The organism is Clostridiales bacterium (assembly GCA_030016385.1).
GTDB lineage: Bacteria > Bacillota > Clostridia > Clostridiales > Oxobacteraceae > JASEJN01.
Window position 1 is genome coordinate 1 of the sequence record JASEJN010000014.1, and the last position, 18,433, is coordinate 18,433.

General features: G+C 42.6%; 14 protein-coding genes. 6 read left to right on the forward strand and 8 right to left on the reverse strand.

The features are described from left to right. Positions 1-200: 200 nt before the first annotated feature. Complete coding sequence (locus tag QME45_05060) at positions 201-722, reverse strand: class I SAM-dependent methyltransferase (protein MDI6618032.1); 522 nt, start codon at positions 720-722, stop codon at positions 201-203. A gap of 131 nt (positions 723-853) precedes the next feature. On the opposite strand from QME45_05060, the gene QME45_05065 reads away from it, so the two are divergent. Beyond that, on the forward strand, positions 854-1,294 hold the full coding sequence (locus QME45_05065) for an Hsp20/alpha crystallin family protein (protein MDI6618033.1): 441 nt from the start codon (positions 854-856) through the stop codon (positions 1,292-1,294). Positions 1,295-1,303: 9 nt separating this feature from the next. Here the strand turns inward: QME45_05065 and ppaX are convergent, their stop codons facing one another. The 6 genes from ppaX to QME45_05095 all read right to left on the reverse strand — a co-directional run bounded on the left by ppaX (position 1,304) and on the right by QME45_05095 (position 10,387). Then, complete coding sequence (gene ppaX, locus QME45_05070; GenBank protein ID MDI6618034.1) at positions 1,304-1,948, reverse strand: pyrophosphatase PpaX; 645 nt, start codon at positions 1,946-1,948, stop codon at positions 1,304-1,306. A gap of 29 nt (positions 1,949-1,977) precedes the next feature. Then, positions 1,978-2,340, reverse strand: a complete 363-nt coding sequence (locus QME45_05075; protein MDI6618035.1) for a zinc ribbon domain-containing protein — start codon at positions 2,338-2,340, stop codon at positions 1,978-1,980. 116 nt (positions 2,341-2,456) lie between these two features. Further along, complete coding sequence (locus tag QME45_05080; protein MDI6618036.1) at positions 2,457-4,187, reverse strand: NADH-dependent [FeFe] hydrogenase, group A6; 1,731 nt, start codon at positions 4,185-4,187, stop codon at positions 2,457-2,459. A 9-nt stretch (positions 4,188-4,196) separates the two neighbouring features. Beyond that, positions 4,197-7,172: an NADH-quinone oxidoreductase subunit NuoF gene (nuoF, locus tag QME45_05085; protein MDI6618037.1), complete on the reverse strand. Its 2,976-nt coding sequence runs from the start codon at positions 7,170-7,172 to the stop codon at positions 4,197-4,199. Between the two features lie 13 nt (positions 7,173-7,185). Continuing rightward, positions 7,186-7,644 (reverse strand): NADH-quinone oxidoreductase subunit NuoE, encoded by a 459-nt coding sequence (nuoE, locus tag QME45_05090; protein ID MDI6618038.1) that lies wholly within the window; start codon positions 7,642-7,644, stop codon positions 7,186-7,188. Between the two features lie 184 nt (positions 7,645-7,828). After that, complete coding sequence (locus QME45_05095) at positions 7,829-10,387, reverse strand: sigma 54-interacting transcriptional regulator (protein MDI6618039.1); 2,559 nt, start codon at positions 10,385-10,387, stop codon at positions 7,829-7,831. Positions 10,388-10,553: 166 nt separating this feature from the next. Here QME45_05095 and hcp point away from each other — a divergent pair, with 166 nt between their 5' ends. Continuing rightward, a complete protein-coding gene (hcp, locus tag QME45_05100) occupies positions 10,554-12,197 on the forward strand; it encodes a hydroxylamine reductase (GenBank protein MDI6618040.1) in 1,644 nt (547 codons plus the stop codon). 206 nt (positions 12,198-12,403) lie between these two features. Here hcp and QME45_05105 read toward each other — a convergent pair whose 3' ends face one another. Next, a complete protein-coding gene (locus QME45_05105; GenBank protein MDI6618041.1) occupies positions 12,404-13,765 on the reverse strand; it encodes a cobyrinate a,c-diamide synthase in 1,362 nt (453 codons plus the stop codon). Positions 13,766-14,365: 600 nt separating this feature from the next. Here QME45_05105 and QME45_05110 point away from each other — a divergent pair. The 4 genes from QME45_05110 to QME45_05125 all read left to right on the forward strand — a co-directional run bounded on the left by QME45_05110 (position 14,366) and on the right by QME45_05125 (position 18,379). Then, the gene (locus QME45_05110; protein MDI6618042.1) at positions 14,366-15,517 is read left to right on the forward strand and encodes an amidohydrolase; all 1,152 of its coding nucleotides are present in this window, start codon (positions 14,366-14,368) and stop codon (positions 15,515-15,517) included. 100 nt (positions 15,518-15,617) lie between these two features. Beyond that, positions 15,618-15,962, forward strand: coding sequence for an Asp23/Gls24 family envelope stress response protein (locus tag QME45_05115; GenBank protein MDI6618043.1), 345 nt, complete (start codon positions 15,618-15,620; stop codon positions 15,960-15,962). Between the two features lie 15 nt (positions 15,963-15,977). Beyond that, positions 15,978-17,534, forward strand: a complete 1,557-nt coding sequence (locus QME45_05120) for a DAK2 domain-containing protein (GenBank protein MDI6618044.1) — start codon at positions 15,978-15,980, stop codon at positions 17,532-17,534. 2 nt (positions 17,535-17,536) lie between these two features. Then, positions 17,537-18,379, forward strand: coding sequence for a DegV family protein (locus QME45_05125; protein ID MDI6618045.1), 843 nt, complete (start codon positions 17,537-17,539; stop codon positions 18,377-18,379). Positions 18,380-18,433 lie beyond the last annotated feature (54 nt).

The window sequence follows — 18,433 nt, forward strand, 5'->3', positions numbered from 1 at the left end:
GAAGCCGGCTCAGCAGGCGTCCATGCCTGCTGAGCCGACGCTGAGGCAGGGCGTCGAATAGAAGCGTACCCGGCAAAATGCAGGCACAAATCGTAGAGTATCAAGACGAGCGATCAGGTGCCGGGATGTTATGTGCTATGCAAATAATGATGCATTTGATGTTGCATGCCATGCTCTGTAAATATCATGCAGAATAAAAATTATTTTTCACATATCACCGCATCAAAATATGTAAAATGATATACATTCTTTTTCTCTCCAGTAAGTATATCCCTTATCTTATATATATCCATATCATCATTATGATCTCTGCCATGCTGCCTGTGCCTTTCTGCCACTATCTTTTTGCCTTCCTCATTCAATTCAGTCACTACAAGAATACCGCCTTTTTTCAATACCCGTTCCATTTCATTTAAAGCCCTGGCATAATCGTCAAAGTGGTGGACAGCGTTGTAGCATGTTACCAGATCAAATGTCTCATTTAAGAACGGAAGGTTCTGAGCATCAGCATTGATAAATAGCACTTTCTCTATGCCCATGTCCTCAAAATCCTGCCTGGTCTCTTGAAGCCTCTCTTCGTTATATTCTACTGTAACAACATGGTATCCTCTTTTTGCAAGGTTTTCTGCCATTACGCCTTTACCTGTGCCCACATCAAGCATAAGACCATCTGTCTTTGGGAGTTTATCAATCAAATAGGGAATATCTATCTCTATATTCATAAATACCACCTCTATGCTGATTATAACATAAAAAGAAAAAAATCAATAAAATTTATTGACTTTCCCTGACTTTTATTTTATAATAAAAACGAAAAAAGAAGTAAATAATAATGAGAAAGGAGGTTTTTATTATGAGGAGAAGAGACATGTTCCCTGATAGGAGGAACAATTTGCCTGCTTTCTTTGACGACTTCTTTAGTTTTCCATACTTTGATGACTTCTTTGACTATATGAGAGGTACAATCAAAGGTGCCAGACTCGATGTCAAAGAGACTGAAAACGAATACGTGGTTGAGGTAGATGTACCCGGCTACAATAAAGAGAATATCAACATTGAGATACAGGACGATTATCTGGTAGTGTCAGGAAAGCAGGAGGATATTGTGGATGAAAACAACGGCGAATATATAAGAAAGGAACGCCGTATGGGTTCATTTACCCGGACAGTACCTATACCCGACAATGTAAAGCTGGATGAGATTACTGCAAAATACAACAACGGCGTATTAAGTATCACATTGCCGAAGGAAAAGCCTACGCCACCAAAAGGAAAAAGGATAAACATAGAATAAGGGCAGGAGCTACCTGTCCTTATTTTTTATTATCTTGATGAGTTCATTTATCTCTGATATTATGTAGTCAGGATTTAGACTTTGCAGCTTTTCCTTATCAAAGAGTGACCAATTGACCACACAGGCTTTAACACCCGCCTCTTTAGCCGCAATTATATCATGGGGACTATCACCCACCATAAGGGTATGTTCGGCTTTTACATCCAGCAAACCCATAGCTTTAATAATTGGTTCTGGATGGGGTTTATTGTTTTTAGTGTCGTCCAATCCAATTACTAAATCTATATAATCATTAAGTCCAAAACGGTCTACACCATACTCCACACCACTTTTTGTCCTTGAAGAAACTATGGCTGTTTTAACCTCAAGCTGCTTTAACTTTTTTATAGTTTCAACCACGCCTGGAAACGGCCTTATAAGCGTATCCTGATATCTCGAGAAATATTCCCTATAATAATGTGTCATTTCCTCAACTTTATCCTTATTATAAAAAGACATCATCTCCGAAAGCGGTTTGCCAAAGACATCTATAAACTCGTCTCTTGTAACATTATGTCCGGTAAATTTCTTTACGGTTTCTCCATAACTTTTCTCTACTATCTCAGCAGTATCGGCAATAGTACCATCATAATCAAAAAGTACACATCTTATCATTTATTCATCTCCCGTCTAAGCTAAAAAAATTAATAAAGCCTCCGGCCGCAGTTTGGACAATAATTGAAGGCAGGATTTACATAGCTGCCACAATTTGGACATACATTTTCCTGTCTGCCTATCCTGTGAAGTCTGGTGGTATCCAGAACCACGCTGGCTCTAATTTCTTTTGCATAGTCTTCATCCACGGCATAGAGACTGTTGCAGCACCTGAATCTCACAAAGTATCTTCTGTTCCATGAAAAGAGCGGTATAAAGAAGAAGTGAAAATAGGTATAATACTCAATCAGTTCAGCTCTGCTTAACCTGCCACACTCAGGGCATATCACACTATCAAATTCTCTTATCAGTTTCTCCTTATCCTGTATTCCAAATATACCTACGAAGAACATAGCTACCTCCATATAACTATTAATTTCTCTACATAATTATATATCATTTTTTTATCTTCTGTGTAGTACCAGAAATATTTATAAAAAAAGAACCCGGCATTTCACCGGGGTATAGTCTATACTTTATATATGCCTCTTGAGATATAATGGGTATGAAGCAGTTGATGTGATTTTTCACTGAGGGGCTTCCCGAGAAATTCTGCATACAGGGTCTTTACTGCAGGATTTTCGTGGGATTTCCTGAGAGGCATATCCTTATCAACTTCGTATATCGCCTTTATCCTCTGTTTCCTTATCTCCCGGTCAGTCGGTATCGGCTGGCCGCCACCACCTATGCATCCTCCCGGGCAGCACATTATCTCTATGAAGTGGTATTCCTTCTTGCCTGAACGTACTTCGTCTAAAAGCTCACGGGCATTGGCCAGGCCATGAGCCACTGCCACCCTCACAGGTAATCCCTTCATAACCACCTCCGTCTCTTTAATCCCCTGCATACCCCTTACACTGTGAAAGTCCAGTTCTTCCAGCTCTATCCCAGTATAAACCTCATAGGCGGTCCTCAATGCAGCCTCCATCACACCGCCGGTAGCACCGAATATTGCTCCTGCACCCGTGGATATGCCCAGTGGGTCATCATAGTCCTCCGCAGGAAGGTTAGCAATATCTATACCCATCTCCTTTATCATCCGTGCTACCTCTCTGGTCGTCAGGGCCACATCGATGTCTTTTACTCCGGAGGAATTCATCTCCGGTCTTCCGGCCTCAAACTTCTTAGCTGTACATGGCATGATAGAAACCACAAACATATCCTTCGGGTCTATGCCCAGCTTCTCAGCATAGTATGTCTTAGCCACTGCACCAAACATCTGCTGCGGTGATTTACAAGTAGAAAGGTCATCCAGAAAGTCAGGATAAAAATGTTCACAAAATTTTATCCAGCCGGGGCTGCATGATGTAATCAGTGGAAGCTTGCCTCCATGTTCTATCCTTTCCAGTAACTCTGTCCCTTCTTCCATAATGGTGAGGTCTGCAGCAAAGTCTGTGTCAAATACCCTGTCAAAACCAAGCCTCCTTAATGCTGCCACCATCTGACCCACCACAATGCTTCCCGGAGGCAACCCAAAGGGTTCACCAAGGGATACCCTTATAGCCGGTGCTGTCTGCACTATGGTAAATTTTTTAGGGTCTCTTATAGCCTCCCATACATTATCAGTCTCATCCCTTTCCATAATGGCACCGGTAGGGCATACCAGCGAACATTGGCCACAGTTGGTACATGGCGAATCAGCTATCTTTAAATCAAATGGTGGGGCTATGACTGTATCAAAGCCTCTTTTGCTGGGTGAAAGCACACCAACCTTTTGCACCTCACTGCATACCGTGACGCACCTCCTGCATAGTATGCACTTCCTTGGATCCCTTATTATTGAAGGAGATGTATCATCAATCTCTACATCTTGCATTATACCAGTATATTCAATCTCCCTTATATTAAACTCCTTAGCCAGGTCCTGAAGCTCACAATTGCCATTCTTCCCACATGTAAGGCACTCCATGGGATGGTTGCTCAGTATGAGCTCGAGGATAACCTTCCTGGCCTCGATGAGTTCTGGCGTATGGGTCAGCACCTCCATACCCTCCTGCACCAGTGTACTGCAGGATGGCAACCATCCCTTTGCTCCCTTTACATCCACCAAGCATATCCTGCAGGCGCTGGGTCCCCCCAATTCCTTAAGATAGCAAAGGGTCGGGATACGGACACCAGCCTTTTCTGCTGCCTCCAGTATAGTCGTCTCTTCCTCCACTGTTACCTTTCTTCCATCAATACTTAGATTCACCATTCCTATCCCTCCCTTCTATTTAACATCGCATCTCAGGCATCGAGATGCTTCCTTCACAGCTGCCTCTTCCTCTATGTCAAGCTGGACTTCTTTAAAGCCATACAGCCGCTCATTTAATGGAATCTCCTTCTGTACAAGTCTCTCCATAGGAGTCTCTATTATAGGTGCGGAGAGTACCCTGTCTTTTACCTCTTTAGTGTCCATATAGGCTGTGCCACCCAGATATCTGTCTATAGAGTATGCTGCTTTCTTACCCTGGGCTATGGCCTTGATAACTGTGGAAGGCCCTAAGACTACGTCTCCACCTGCAAATATGCCAGGAATATTGGTCATAAGCTCTTTATCCACATACAAGGCATCGCCCTTATCAGGGCAGTTGAACTCCCTCCTGAGGGCCTCTAAGTCCGGAACCTGGCCAGTGGCCTCTACCACAGCGTCGGCCTTTATGAAAAAGTTGCTTCCCTCTACGGGATAGGTTTTCCTCCTGCCTCTCTCATCGAACTCCCCAGCTCTCATCTTAACGCACTCCACCTCTTCTACCCTGCTCCTCCCCTTGAACCTGACGGGATTTACATAGAACATAAACTCCACGCCCTCAAGTCTTGCCTCATCTATCTCATCCTTGTTGGCAGGCATATCGCTCTCCCCACGCCTGTAGAGGACATATACCTTCTCAAACCCCATCCTTCTTAAACTCCTGGCTGTATCCACGGCTACATTTCCCCCGCCTATAACACAGGCTGAATTGCCTTCTATCCTTTTGCCAAACACATTAAACTCTCTTAAGAACTGCACTCCTGAATATACGCCTACCAGTTCCTCACCAGGTATATTCATCTTCACATCCTTATGGGCACCAATACCGATAAATACAGCATCAAATCCCATCCTTTCCAGGTCTGCCACGGACATATCCTCTCCCAGCCTTGTATTAGTCCTTATCTTTACCCCAAGGTCTGTTATTGCCTTTATCTCCTGATTCAGTATATCCCTCGGCAGCCTGTACTCAGGTATCCCCGCTATCAGCATGCCGCCTGCCACGGGAAGAGCTTCAAAAATAGTAACATCGTAGCCTTCTTTTGCAAGATAATAGGCGCAAGAAAGTCCAGCAGGGCCTGATCCAATTATTGCCACCCTGTACCCATTGGACGACTTTTTCTCTTCTTTGATGTCCCTCTCCTTAAGCTCATAATCACCTGCAAACCTCTTTAACGCCTTTATGCTCATCGGTGCATCAATCTGGGCCCTCCTGCATTTGAACTCGCAGGGATGGTCACACACTCTCCCGCATATGGAAGGCAGCGGATTATTTTCCTTTATTATAGACACGGCCTTTACATAGTCCCTGTTTCTGATGGCATCTATATACCTCGGTACATCAACACCGGCAGGACATGCATTCTGACAGGGTGCTATAAACATCGAGGCACATACTGAGGCCCTGCATCTTTTATCCTTTATATGCTCCTCATACTCATCCCTGAAATACCTTATGGTAGATAATACCGGGTTTGGTGCAGTCTGACCAAGGCCACACAGTGCTGTCTTCTTTATAATATTGCCCAGCTTTTCCAGCCGCTCTATATCACCATCCTGCCCCTGACCCTTCGTTATCCTGTCCAGTATCTCCAGCATCCTGGTAGTACCTATCCTGCATGGAGCACACTTGCCGCATGACTCCTCCTTTATAAACTCAAGGAAAAACCTTGCAAAATCAACCATACAGGTATCCTCATCTAAGACGATAAGACCACCCGAACCCATTATGGTACCAAGCTCAGTAAGAGATTCATAGTCCACTGGCGTATTCAGTTTATCTACAGGTATACATCCGCCCGATGGTCCTCCAGTCTGCGCCGCTTTGAACCTTCTGCCTTCAGGTATGCCACCTCCGATGTTAAAAATAATATCACCAAGAGGTGTACCCATGGGCACCTCTACAAGCCCTGTATTGTTAACCTTTCCTGCGAGAGCAAATACCTTTGTCCCTTTGCTCTTCTCATCACCTATCCCAGCAAACCATTCTGCTCCTTTGATAATTATTATAGGTACCTGTGCCAGAGTCTCTACATTATTTATAATTGTAGGTTTACCCCAGAGGCCCCTGTCAGCAGGGAATGGTGGCTTCGGCCTTGGTTCTCCCCTCTTCCCCTCCACCGGGGCTATAAGGGCCGTCTCTTCACCGCAAACGAATGCCCCCGCTCCAACCCTTATATCTACATCAAAGTCAAAGCCCGTCCCAAAGAGATTCTTACCCAGATAGTCCCTGTTCCTGGCATCCCTTATGGCCTTGGTAAGCCTCTCTACTGCCAGAGGATATTCTGCCCTGACATATACATAGCCCTGATTGGAACCAATGGCATACCCCGCTATGGCCATACCCTCCAACACGGAATGAGGGTCTCCCTCCAGTATGCTCCTATCCATGAAGGCACCTGGGTCTCCCTCGTCTGCATTGCAGACCACATACTTGGGTGTCGCCAGAGCCTTAGCTGCAAAACTCCATTTAAGTCCTGTAGGGAAACCGGCACCACCCCTGCCCCTCAAGCCAGATTTCTTCATCTCTTCTATTACATCATGGGGCGTCATTGTCTTTAAGACCTTCCTCAGCGCCTGATATCCATCATTTTCAATATAGTCACCAATAGAAAGCGGGTCTATCCTCCCCACGTTTCTCAATGCAATCTTAACCTGCCTGCTTAAAAACTCCTTATTTTTATATTCCAGTTCCTCTACTGGCTTCCCTTCAATAAGGTGTTTTTCCACTATCCTTCCTACATCCTCAGGCTTTAGATTGCTGTAGTATACGTTTTCCGGAAGTATTCTCATAATAGGTCCGGCACTGCAGGGACCCATACACCCTGTGACCTTTACCTCCACCTCATTATCTATGCCACTTTCTCTTACCCTCTTTAAAAGCTCATCCTTTACCTTCATGCATCCAGACGAAAGACAGCCACCACCGCCGCATACATATACACTCCTTTTCATGCCATCGCCCCCTTTACTGATTTCTGTACTTACCAAGGATTTCTGTCACCCTGTCTGGTTTTACCCTTGTATAGGTATCATCATCTACCATCATTACGGGACCCAGACCACATCCCCCAAGGCATCTTACCACCTTAAGGGTAAACTGCCCGTCATCGGTCGTATCCCCAGGCTTTACCTTCAGCTCTTTACACAGCCTCTCTATGGTCGAATCAGAGCCCTTCACATAGCATGCCGTCCCTTTGCAGATATTAACGGTGTGCCTGCCTTTGGGCTTTAAGGTAAAGAATGAATAGAATGTAGCCACACTGTATATTTCAGCCAATGTATTACCCAGCCTTGAACTTATCTCTTCTAATGCCTCATGGGGCAGATAGCCGAAGTGGCCCTGTACATCCCTCAATACCTCGATAAGCGCCCCCTTCTCTCTGGAATGTCTTGCTATAATCTCATCAATCTCTTTAAATTCCACAATATCACCTCCATCTATTACATAGCATATTTCATGCCAAAAAAATAACGACCTTTTTCATGAGAAAAAGGCCATTATTTCACAACTTTGATATTTACTAATGCTTTTATGCATTAAAAACTATTGTAAAAGTTTGTTAATAATGATATTAATTTAACATTAACAATGCATTGTCGCATTACTATCAATGCTTTGTTACATTAATACCGTACCTGTGAAGCTTTCTTACCACCGTGGATTGATTTACACCAAGAATTTCAGCAATCTCATATGTGGAGCTGTACTTTTCAACGCATTTTATAAAGAGCTCTTTTTCTAGCTGCTCTGTAGCGTCCTTTAAAGGCATTATCCCATTTAACATTATTCCTGATGTCTCCTGAGGTTTAATCAGCTTCAATACCCCCATAGCTGATACATACTTTTCTTCTGTGGTGACAATAAGCCTTTCTATGAGGTTCTCTAGTTCCCTTATATTACCCGGCCAACTGTATCCCATCATCACTTCTATGGCCTCATGGGTTATTACCTTCCCCATCTTATACTTTCGATTAAACCTGTCTAAGAAGAGCTCAACCAAAGGTGGTATATCCTCTATTCTTTCCCTTAGGGGAGGTATAATTATGGGCACAACATTAATCCTGTAGTAGAGGTCTTCACGGAAACTGCCCTCGGAAACCATCTTCTGCAGGTCTTTATTGGTGGCAGTAATAAGCCGTATATTGACATCCTTTTTATTTACCCCACCAAGCCTTATGATTTTTTTCTCCTGTATGACCTCCAGCAGTTTTACCTGAAGGTTTAATGGTAATTCTCCTATCTCATCTAATAAGAGGGTGCCATTATCGGCCATCTCAATAAGGCCGGGCTTGCCTTTAGAACTCGCTCCGGTAAATGCCCCAGTCTCATAGCCAAAAAGTTCTGACTCCAATAGGTTCTCTGGAATAGCTCCGCAGTTCACCTTGATAAAGGGGCCTTTATGCCTGGCGCTGTTTTTGTGTATAAACTCTGCCATAAGGTCCTTCCCAACGCCGGATTCACCCAGTATGAGTACGGTAGAGTCTACCTTAGCCATTCTTTTGGCTACGTCTATGACATTCCTCATTGAATTGCTTACTGCTACTATCTCTCCGCTCTCTATGTCGGGATATGTAGCCCTTGTGTATAGATAGTCTTTTATTTTTTCTATCTCCACCTCTTCTGCAGCCCTGTTCAGACGGTCAAGGTCCCGGGCATTAATCAGGACCATTATCAAATCTCCTTTATCGTCAAAGATGGGACTCCCTGTGGTTAAAAACCTTTTGCTGTTACTGCATTCCTGAAGTACTGTAATGCTCCTTTTCTCCCTTATAACCAGGCTGCTAACCGGTGGATTTAGCTGACATTTGTTTACAATATCCCTTATGTTATCCCCTTCTTTTACTTCTATCCCAAGCATCTCCATAAAAGCCCTGTTTATATGAAATATCTTACCATCCGTATCGCATATCAAAAGTCCGTCTGTGCAATTTTCTATGATGGCTTTTAGCTCTGTATTGTAAGCCATAATAGCCTCACTGCTCTTTATTTCTTTACTAAGCAGATATGGAAGGCACATACCTATCTCCGCTATACCCTGGTATACTGCTATTGCCTTATCCCTGCATGACGGATATCCGCAGGCACCGCAGTTTAATTCATCTTCTCTTCTATTTTTACCTGTATATGATAGAATTCGGCTGAGATCATCCTCTGATGGCTGAGCCAGTTTTTTATACCTTTTCTGAAATCTTTTTGTAAGGTCTAAGTTAAATGCTTCTATATCTTCGTAGGTCTTGTCTCTTGTTTTCTCCATATATGAAAGTACCTTTTGCCTCGATAGAAAACGATTTTTACCCTTTAAGTCCGGGCCTGATATGCAGCCCTTGCAGAAGAGTATATCTATGAGCGCTGGTGGGTTTTTCATCTCATGGAAAGATTCTAAGAACTCTATGCAGTCCTCCTTGCCCTCCACTATCATGTAATCTACAGGAAATTTTTCATTTATCAGGGTGGCCAGGCCTCCTGATAAAGGCATCTCTCTAGATACCCCTGTTACTGAAAATCCCTCATCAAAATCTCCATTGACTTCTAATAATGATTTATTTCTTTTTAAAATAGCCTTGAGCTCACTGAAGGTAAGGACCTCATCAACTAAATCCGACCTCAACCTCTCGTCTTTTTTAGCAACGCAAGGCCCTATAAATATAACCAAGGCATCAGGATTTTTGCTCTTTATATATTCGGCAGTACACTCCATGGGTGACTTTATCGGAGCAAGATATGACAAAAGATGTGGAAAATGAACCTCAATGAGATTTACCACTGCAGGACATGCAGAACTGATTACCGGCTTATTTTTTGACATATATTTTAAATATTCTTCAGTCATAATATCTGCACCCATGCTGACTTCATAAACTCCTTTAAAACCCAATTTCCTCATAATGCCAGGTAGTTTACATGGGTCATCAAAGGCTGCAGGAAAACTGGGGGCCAGAATAGCATAGGCATTGCCCCTTTTAATCAATTTTAAGGCATTCTTCGTCCCGTCCAGTATCTCCTTGGCATCCTGGCTGCACACCTTTACGCAGTTGCCGCAGCTTATGCACCTCTCAGCTATGATCTCTGCCTTCCCATCATACACCTTGATGGCCTTAACAGGGCAGTTTCTTATACAAGCATAACAGGCCCTGCACCTCTCCCTGATAGTGGAGACAACCTGCATAAAATCATCTCCCAATTCCTTCTTTATTAATATTATATACTTTTGTTAATTTTACATCAATATATATCTACAAAATCACTTCACTTTGTGATATGTGTCACAGAAATATCACCCTCAATGGATTAATATGTTCACAGATGAAAAAATTGAAGGAGGTACACAATCAATGAGTATGTTTTGTTATCAGTGTCAGGAGGCCTCAAAGGGCATAGGATGCGTACATCGCGGTACATGCGGCAAGACCGATGATACCGGCAATATGCAGGATTTATTGATATACACATTAAAGGGAATAGCAATGATGAATGCCCAGGCAAGAAAAGCTGGAATTAACGATGCAAATACCGACACCTTTATAATGGATGGTCTATTTTCCACAATAACCAACGTAAACTTTGATAAGAATTATTTTGTAGAAAAAGTAAGAGAAGCACTCTCACTCCGTGAGAAGATAAAGGCACAGCTCAAAGAGGCAGGAGTCAATCTGGATAACATGCATGATGCAGCCACATGGTATGCTGACTCCGAGGAGAAATTTGGTAAAAAGGCCCAAAATGTTGGTATACTTTCCACAGAAAATGAAGACATAAGGTCACTAAGGTCACTCATATTGTATGGCGTAAAGGGTATGGCAGCCTATGCTTACCACGCAGCCAACCTTGGATATATTGACCCTGAAATTTTTGAGTTTATGGAAAAGGCCCTTATTGCCACACTGGATGACACCATGACTGTAGATGACTATGTAGCCTTGACTATGGAGACAGGTAAGTATGGGGTAAATGTAATGGCCCTCCTTGACAAGGCCAACACATCCACATACGGAAACCCGGAGATAACAAAGGTAGACATCGGCGTCAGGAATAACCCAGGTATACTCATAAGCGGTCACGACCTTAAAGACTTAGAGCAGCTCTTAGAGCAGACTCAAGGTACAGGTGTTGACGTATATACCCATGGTGAAATGCTCCCGGCACACTACTATCCGGCATTTAAGAAATATCCCAACTTCGCTGGAAACTACGGAAACGCATGGTGGATGCAGGATAGAGAATTTGAGAGCTTCAACGGCCCAATCCTCATGACCACAAACTGCTTAGTACCCCCAAGGGATTCCTACAAGGACAGGGTATACACAACCGGTGTTGTAGGATTTGAGGGGGTAAAGCATATCCCTGAAGGACCTGATGGCAAGAAGGACTTCTCAGAGATAATAGAACATGCTAAAAGGTGTAAACCTCCTATAGAAATTGAAAATGGCGAAATAGTGGGTGGATTTGCTCACGAACAGGTGTTCAGCCTTGCTGATAAGGTTGTAGAAGCAGTAAAATCAGGGGCAATAAAGAGGTTCTTTGTAATGGCAGGCTGCGACGGCAGGTTCAAGGACAGGAGATATTACACAGAATTTGCCAAAGCCCTTCCAAGAGACGCCGTGATCCTCACTGCAGGATGCGCAAAGTACAGATACAACAAATTAGACTTAGGAGATATAAACGGGATACCGAGGGTTCTGGATGCGGGACAGTGCAACGATTCGTATTCCTTAGCACTGATAGCCCTTAAGCTAAAAGAGGTATTTGGATTGGACGATATCAACGAGCTGCCCGTATCATATAACATAGCCTGGTACGAACAAAAGGCTGTAATAGTTCTGCTGGCTCTTCTCTACCTTGGAGTAAAGGATATCCACCTGGGCCCGACACTACCTGCATTCCTATCACCCAATGTAGCCAAGGTGCTGGTAGAAAACTTCGGCATTGGTGGTATCACCACTGTGGAAGATGACATCAAGATGTTCATGGGTGCATAACAATATAATTAAAACCTCCGGAAAAACTCCGGGGGTTTTAATTACTCTTAAAGATAGCCCTTATTTAACTTTATTATATATAATCAAATATCAGTGTTGTTTCCTTTAAAATAATTCTTCAGTCCATTTCACACAACTTTAATAGCATAAAATCCAGGTAGAAAATAAATAATATTATAGGCTTGTTTGCCATAAATATAACCACATCATACATTGCTATCTTTAATATAATTAATAAATTTCTTCACTGCAGTTGGATAAGCAGATAGGTCTATGTGAACATAGGTGCCAAGACAGTTTTTATATCTATATCCGCATGGCCAGGCCTCATTTCCACCCAGTTTATGTACTAAATATGACATACATGGATACCCACCTGAAACCTTCGAATAATGAAATTCATGTCCCCTAATCGTTTCACCTTTATTAAAAAGTACATTGTCCTCTATTACGTCTACTTTTACATAACCAAAATGGTTTAGCCTATCTGTCATAATGGTATCTACATTATATATGCCTGCCATGGGGTATTTACTTCCATCTTTGCAGGTTATTGACCGCGTAAGGTACATAAACCCACCACACTCCGCATACACTGCCATTCCGCTTTCTACCGCATTTCTTATGGACTCCATCATTCCTATATTATTGCTGAGCCTCTCAGCAAAGACCTCTGGAAAACCCCCGCCTATGTATACTCCCGATATCCCGGCAGGCAGTGAACTGTCATGAATTGGACTGAACGGCACCAGTTCAGCACCCGATTCCATAAATACATCCATAGTATTTTTATAGTAAAAATTAAATGCTTCATCATAGGCATAAGCAATCTTTACTCTTTTGTTGATAACCGAAACACCAGTATCTCCTCCATCACTGCAACAGTCAATATTGACAGCAGACTCCAATATTCTGTCTATATCAATATTTTCTTCCACACAATCATACAGATCTTCAAGCTTTTTATTCAGACCCTCCATCTCAAAAGCCGGTATAAGGCCAAGATGCCGCTCAGGCAGTCTAAAGTCCTCATTATATGGCAGATAGCCAAATACGTTTAGTTTTAGGTCTCTCTCGATACACTCCTTTAAAAGTCTAAAATGTCTTTCACTTCCCACTCTATTTAGTATTACCCCAACTATGTTTACATTTTTATCATAGTGCATGTATCCCATAACCATAGCAGATACACTGGCAGACATTGCGCCAGCATCCACAACCAATATTACAGGTATATCAAGGCGTTTTGCTATGTCAGCACTACTGCCATTGCTCGTGCTGTCCATCCCATCATACAAACCCATAACACCCTCTACAATTGAGATATCAGCACCAAACGCATTTTTAATAAATACAGAAAGAATATTTTCTCTGCTCTGCATATAAATATCAAGATTGCATGAATATTTACCTGTGGCACACCTATGATATGATGTATCTATATAATCCGGACCAACCTTGAACGGCTGCACAACGTATCTTCTTGAAAGCGCACCCATTATCCCAATACAGGCCGTTGTCTTGCCCGCACCCGAATGCGTTCCAGCTATCATTATCCCTTTATGCATCCTCATATCCCTCATTCATCTTTACTATTTAAATTTTTATAAGCCTAAAGCTAAATTGACTGTATAGAATTTCCCCTTTAAGCTTTTCTATATCTAACAACAGCGTTCTAAAAACTAAATGCCATATTTCATTATCACAAGCATTACTATCATAGAACATTATATTACAAATAGATGAAGAAAAATAATAAAATTTATATAGGTCAACAAAAAGTCGTCAATAAATATTGGGCACAGGTTACACAAGCAGATGCAGATATTGCAAAATTTCATTATGAAATTAATTCTGATTTAGGTGTAAGAACCATGTTGAGAATGATATGTAACATCAAATGCACCCTTAAAGAGAGTCTATGATACTCTTGAATTCGTGGCAAGTGCAGCCGGGGCATCCGGCATGGACGCCGGATGAGCCGAGTTGAGGCAAGGACGCCGAATGGAGGCGTACCCGGCGGAACGCAACCACGAATTATTAGAGTATCAAGACGAACGATCAGGTGCATAGATGTTGCTATCATTCGTGGAATACTGCTTTGTACACTAAAATCATTTGATAATTATATAATAAAAAAGTACACTGAATAAAAGGGGGAAGACATAGTGCTTTTATTAAAAAACGGAAATGTATATACCATGGCAGGCCAGGTAATAGAGGGTGGGGATGTCCTCATAAATGAGGGCAAAATCCTTGAGGTGGGCCGTAATTTAAACCATTCTGGTGTCAAGGTAATGGATGTCACCGGGAAATTTGTAATGCCTGGTATTATAGATGCCCATTGCCACCTTGGCATGTGGGAAGACGCTGTTGGTTTTGAAGGAGACGACGGCAACGAGGAGACAGACCCGGTAACACCGCACCTCAGGGCTATAGATGGCATAAACCCTATGGACAGAAATTTTGAGGAGGCCTATCAGGGCGGAGTAACTACAGCGGTAACGGGGCCCGGGAGCGCCAATGTCATAGGTGGACTTTTCACTGCCTTAAAGACGTACGGCAAAAGAGTAGATGACATGATTGTGAAGAACCCTGTTGCACTGAAAATAGCCTTTGGTGAAAATCCCAAATGGGTATATGGGGAACAGAAGAAGTCTCCAAGGACCCGTATGGCCATAGCCGGTATACTCAGGGAAGAATTGACAAAAGCAAAAGAATATATAGAGGGAAGGGCAAAACCAGATGATGACGACAGGCCGGAACTGGACCTGAAGATGGAAGCGATAGCAAAGGTCTTAAAAGGGGAGATACCATTGAAAGCCCATGCTCACCGGGCTGATGATATCTTCACTGCCATAAGGATAGCGAAAGAATTCAACGTAAGGCTCACACTTGACCACTGCACCGAAGGACATCTAATTGTGGAGTATCTAAAAGAAGAGGGCTATCCATGCATAGTTGGTCCATCTCTCTCTGAAAGGTCGAAGGTAGAACTTAGAAATCTTACATTTAAGACCCCTGGCATACTATCGAAAGCCGGTATCCCTGTGGCCATAATGACAGACCACCCGGTAATCCCGTTGCAGTATATAACCCTCTGTGCATCCCTTGCAGTAAGAGAAGGCATGGACGAAATGGAAGCACTTAAGGCCATTACCATAAATCCTGCAAAGATAGTCGGCATCGATGACAGGGTAGGAAGCATAGAGGCAGGCAAGGACGCAGACATAGCAATATTTGAAGGAAATCCCCTGGACATACGAAACAGATGTTATGCTACCATAATAAACGGAAGATTAATATATAAGAGAGATTGATATATTTAGCCCATAAATTTTATGGGCTAAAATTTTAACTTGAGTATTATGATAAGAATATTGTAAAATATAGAAAAGAACTATTGGGAGGTGTTTTCAAATGCCACAAATTACGCCACTGGGTAAAATCGACATCTCTGATGATGTTATAGAGCAGATAGCCGGTGCTGCTGCATCAGGCATATATGGAGTAAAGAACATGGCAAGCAAGAATACTATGGATACCATTACGGGCCTGGTACGGAAAGATAACCCTGCCCGAGGGGTCAAGGTTGTCAGGAAAGAAGAGGGGTTGGTAATCAGCATTCATATAATGGTAGATTATGGCGTCAATATGCAGGCAGTAGGCAACAACATAATCGAAAGGGTCAAATACGCAGTTGAAAAAATGACAGGCGAAATGGTAGATAAAGTTATTATAAATATAGATGGTATCATGGCATAAGGGGGATTTACTTACTTGATAGACGCGAAGGAATTCAAAAGACGTATGGAAGGAGCGCTAAAGGGGCTCTCCTTAAATAAAGATTATATAAATTCACTGAATGTTTTTCCTGTACCTGACGGTGATACAGGCTCAAACATGCTTGCCACTTTGGAAAGGGCTATAGCGGAGGTAAGGAAATGCGGCGACGACCAGTCTGTTTCTGCTCTTGCTGAAGCAGCAGCTTTTGGCTCGCTCATGGGAGCCAGGGGAAACTCTGGAGTAATATTATCTCAGCTATTCAGAGGTTTTGCAGATGGCTGCAAGGGAAAGGTTGAACTGGGGATAAAAGACCTTGCTTATGCTATAGACAGTGCAGTAAAAAAAGCATATAGAGCAGTAAATAAGCCTGTAGAGGGCACAATGCTTACGGTAGCAAGAGAGATTGCATACAGATCTAAGAATTTATCCACAGAGACAGATCTGGATAGTTTCCTCAATGAGATTTTGAAGGCAGCTAAAGAGGCTTCTGCTAAGACCCCGACAATGCTAAAGATATTGAGGGATGCAGGAGTTGTTGACGCGGGAGGAGAAGGCCTGGCTGCAATGATAAAGGGTATGCTGGACTCTGCCAATATTGAGGGTGTTGAGGTTGGAGGAACTCCAGCAAGACCTGAATACTATAATGAAGACCTGAAATATACCTATTGTACAGAGCTTATCATAAACTCCAGCGAGGATAAGGTAGCATACCTAAAAGGCAGGCTATCACGCCTTGGAGACTCAATGATTGTAGCAGGCAGCGGTGATATTATAAAGGTACACATTCACACCAATGAACCAGGAAAAGTGATAGACATATCCAAGGGATTAGGCGAACTATACGACATTAAAATTGACAATATGAGGAGACAGCACAGGGAGACACTTTTCCAGGAAAGGAAACCTTATGGATTTGTAATTGTAGCTGAAGGAAATGGATTTATTGAAACATATAGTAGTATTGACAATGTATCGGTTGTAAAGGGTGGTATAACGTCCAATCCCAGTGTAGAAGAATTGAAATCAGCATCAGAGGGGCTCTATGCCCGTGAGGTTTATATTTTCCCGGGCAACAAAAATGTCATTATGACAGCACAAAAGGTAAAGGAACTTGCAGATATACCAATCTATGTCATACCAACCAGGACAATACCCGAAGCTGCTGTGGCATTATCTGCCTTCGACCCGACTATTGATTCATCATTCAACGAATCAGAGATGCTAAAAGCTCTGCAAGGAGTGACTGTCGGCGGCGTTGCAGTGGCATCTAAGGATGTCAATATGAATGGTTTTAACCTGCAAAAAGGGGATTACCTTGCTGTGATAGGCGATGATGTGGTAGGCCAGGCCGATTCAGATAAGGAAGCACTCTTTCTCCTACTGGACAAAATGATTGACGGAGGAGAGTCTCTGGTGACAATATATAGAAGTCAAAAGGAAGAGGATAATGACATAGTACAGGAAACAAATAAGAGATTTCCTGGGGTTGAGATAGCATTTGAATACGGTGGTCAACCGCTGTATGATTATCTTGTATGTAAGGAGAACTAATTATGAGTATATGTATTGTAACAGATAGCTGTTCAGATCTACCGGAAGAACTCATAAATCAGTACGGAATAGTAGTTGCACCGCTTATAACTAATTTTGAGGATGCATCATACAGGGATGGGGTTGACATCAAGCCGTCTGAGTTTTATGAAATGCTGGCAAATGCCAGATCTATACCTACTACAGGCATGGTAACACCTGAATATTTCAAAGAACTTTTTGCCAGGCTCATAAAAGAATATGATACCATTATTGGCCTGTTTTTCTCATCAAAACTCAGCGGCACATATAACTCGGCGGTTGTCGCCAAAAAAAACTTTCCAGGGGAAGATATAACAGTAATAGATACAAAAGGGGTGACGCTGGGACATGGCCTCATAGTCCTCAAAGCTGCCCGCATGGTGGAGGAAGGTACTGCAAAAGAAGAAATTTTAAAAGAGGTAAACAGAATGATACCCAACATGAAATATGCTCTTGCCTTTAATAATTTAGACTATCTTCACAAAGGCGGTAGGCTCTCCTCATCTCAAAGAATAATAGGGAACCTTCTAAATGTAAAGCCTATACTGGGGGTAGAGGATGGAGAGCTGAAGATAATGGAGAGGGCCAGAGGCAAGAAAAAAGCCTTCCAATGGATTGTTGACTACATTAAGAGTTTTAATGTAAACCTTAAGAGTAAGACTATAGGGATAAACCACACCAACTCTCCTGAGGATGCAGATGAACTGGAAAGAATTATAATGGATAATTTTAAGGTAGGAGAAATAATAAGGTCTCAAGCCGGCGCTGTAATAGGTACCCATGCAGGGCCTGAGGCTGTGGGAATATATTTTGAAAAAGAGTGAGGATTATCCTTACTCTTTTTTATCAATAACTTCTCCATTGTTTTTGAATCAATT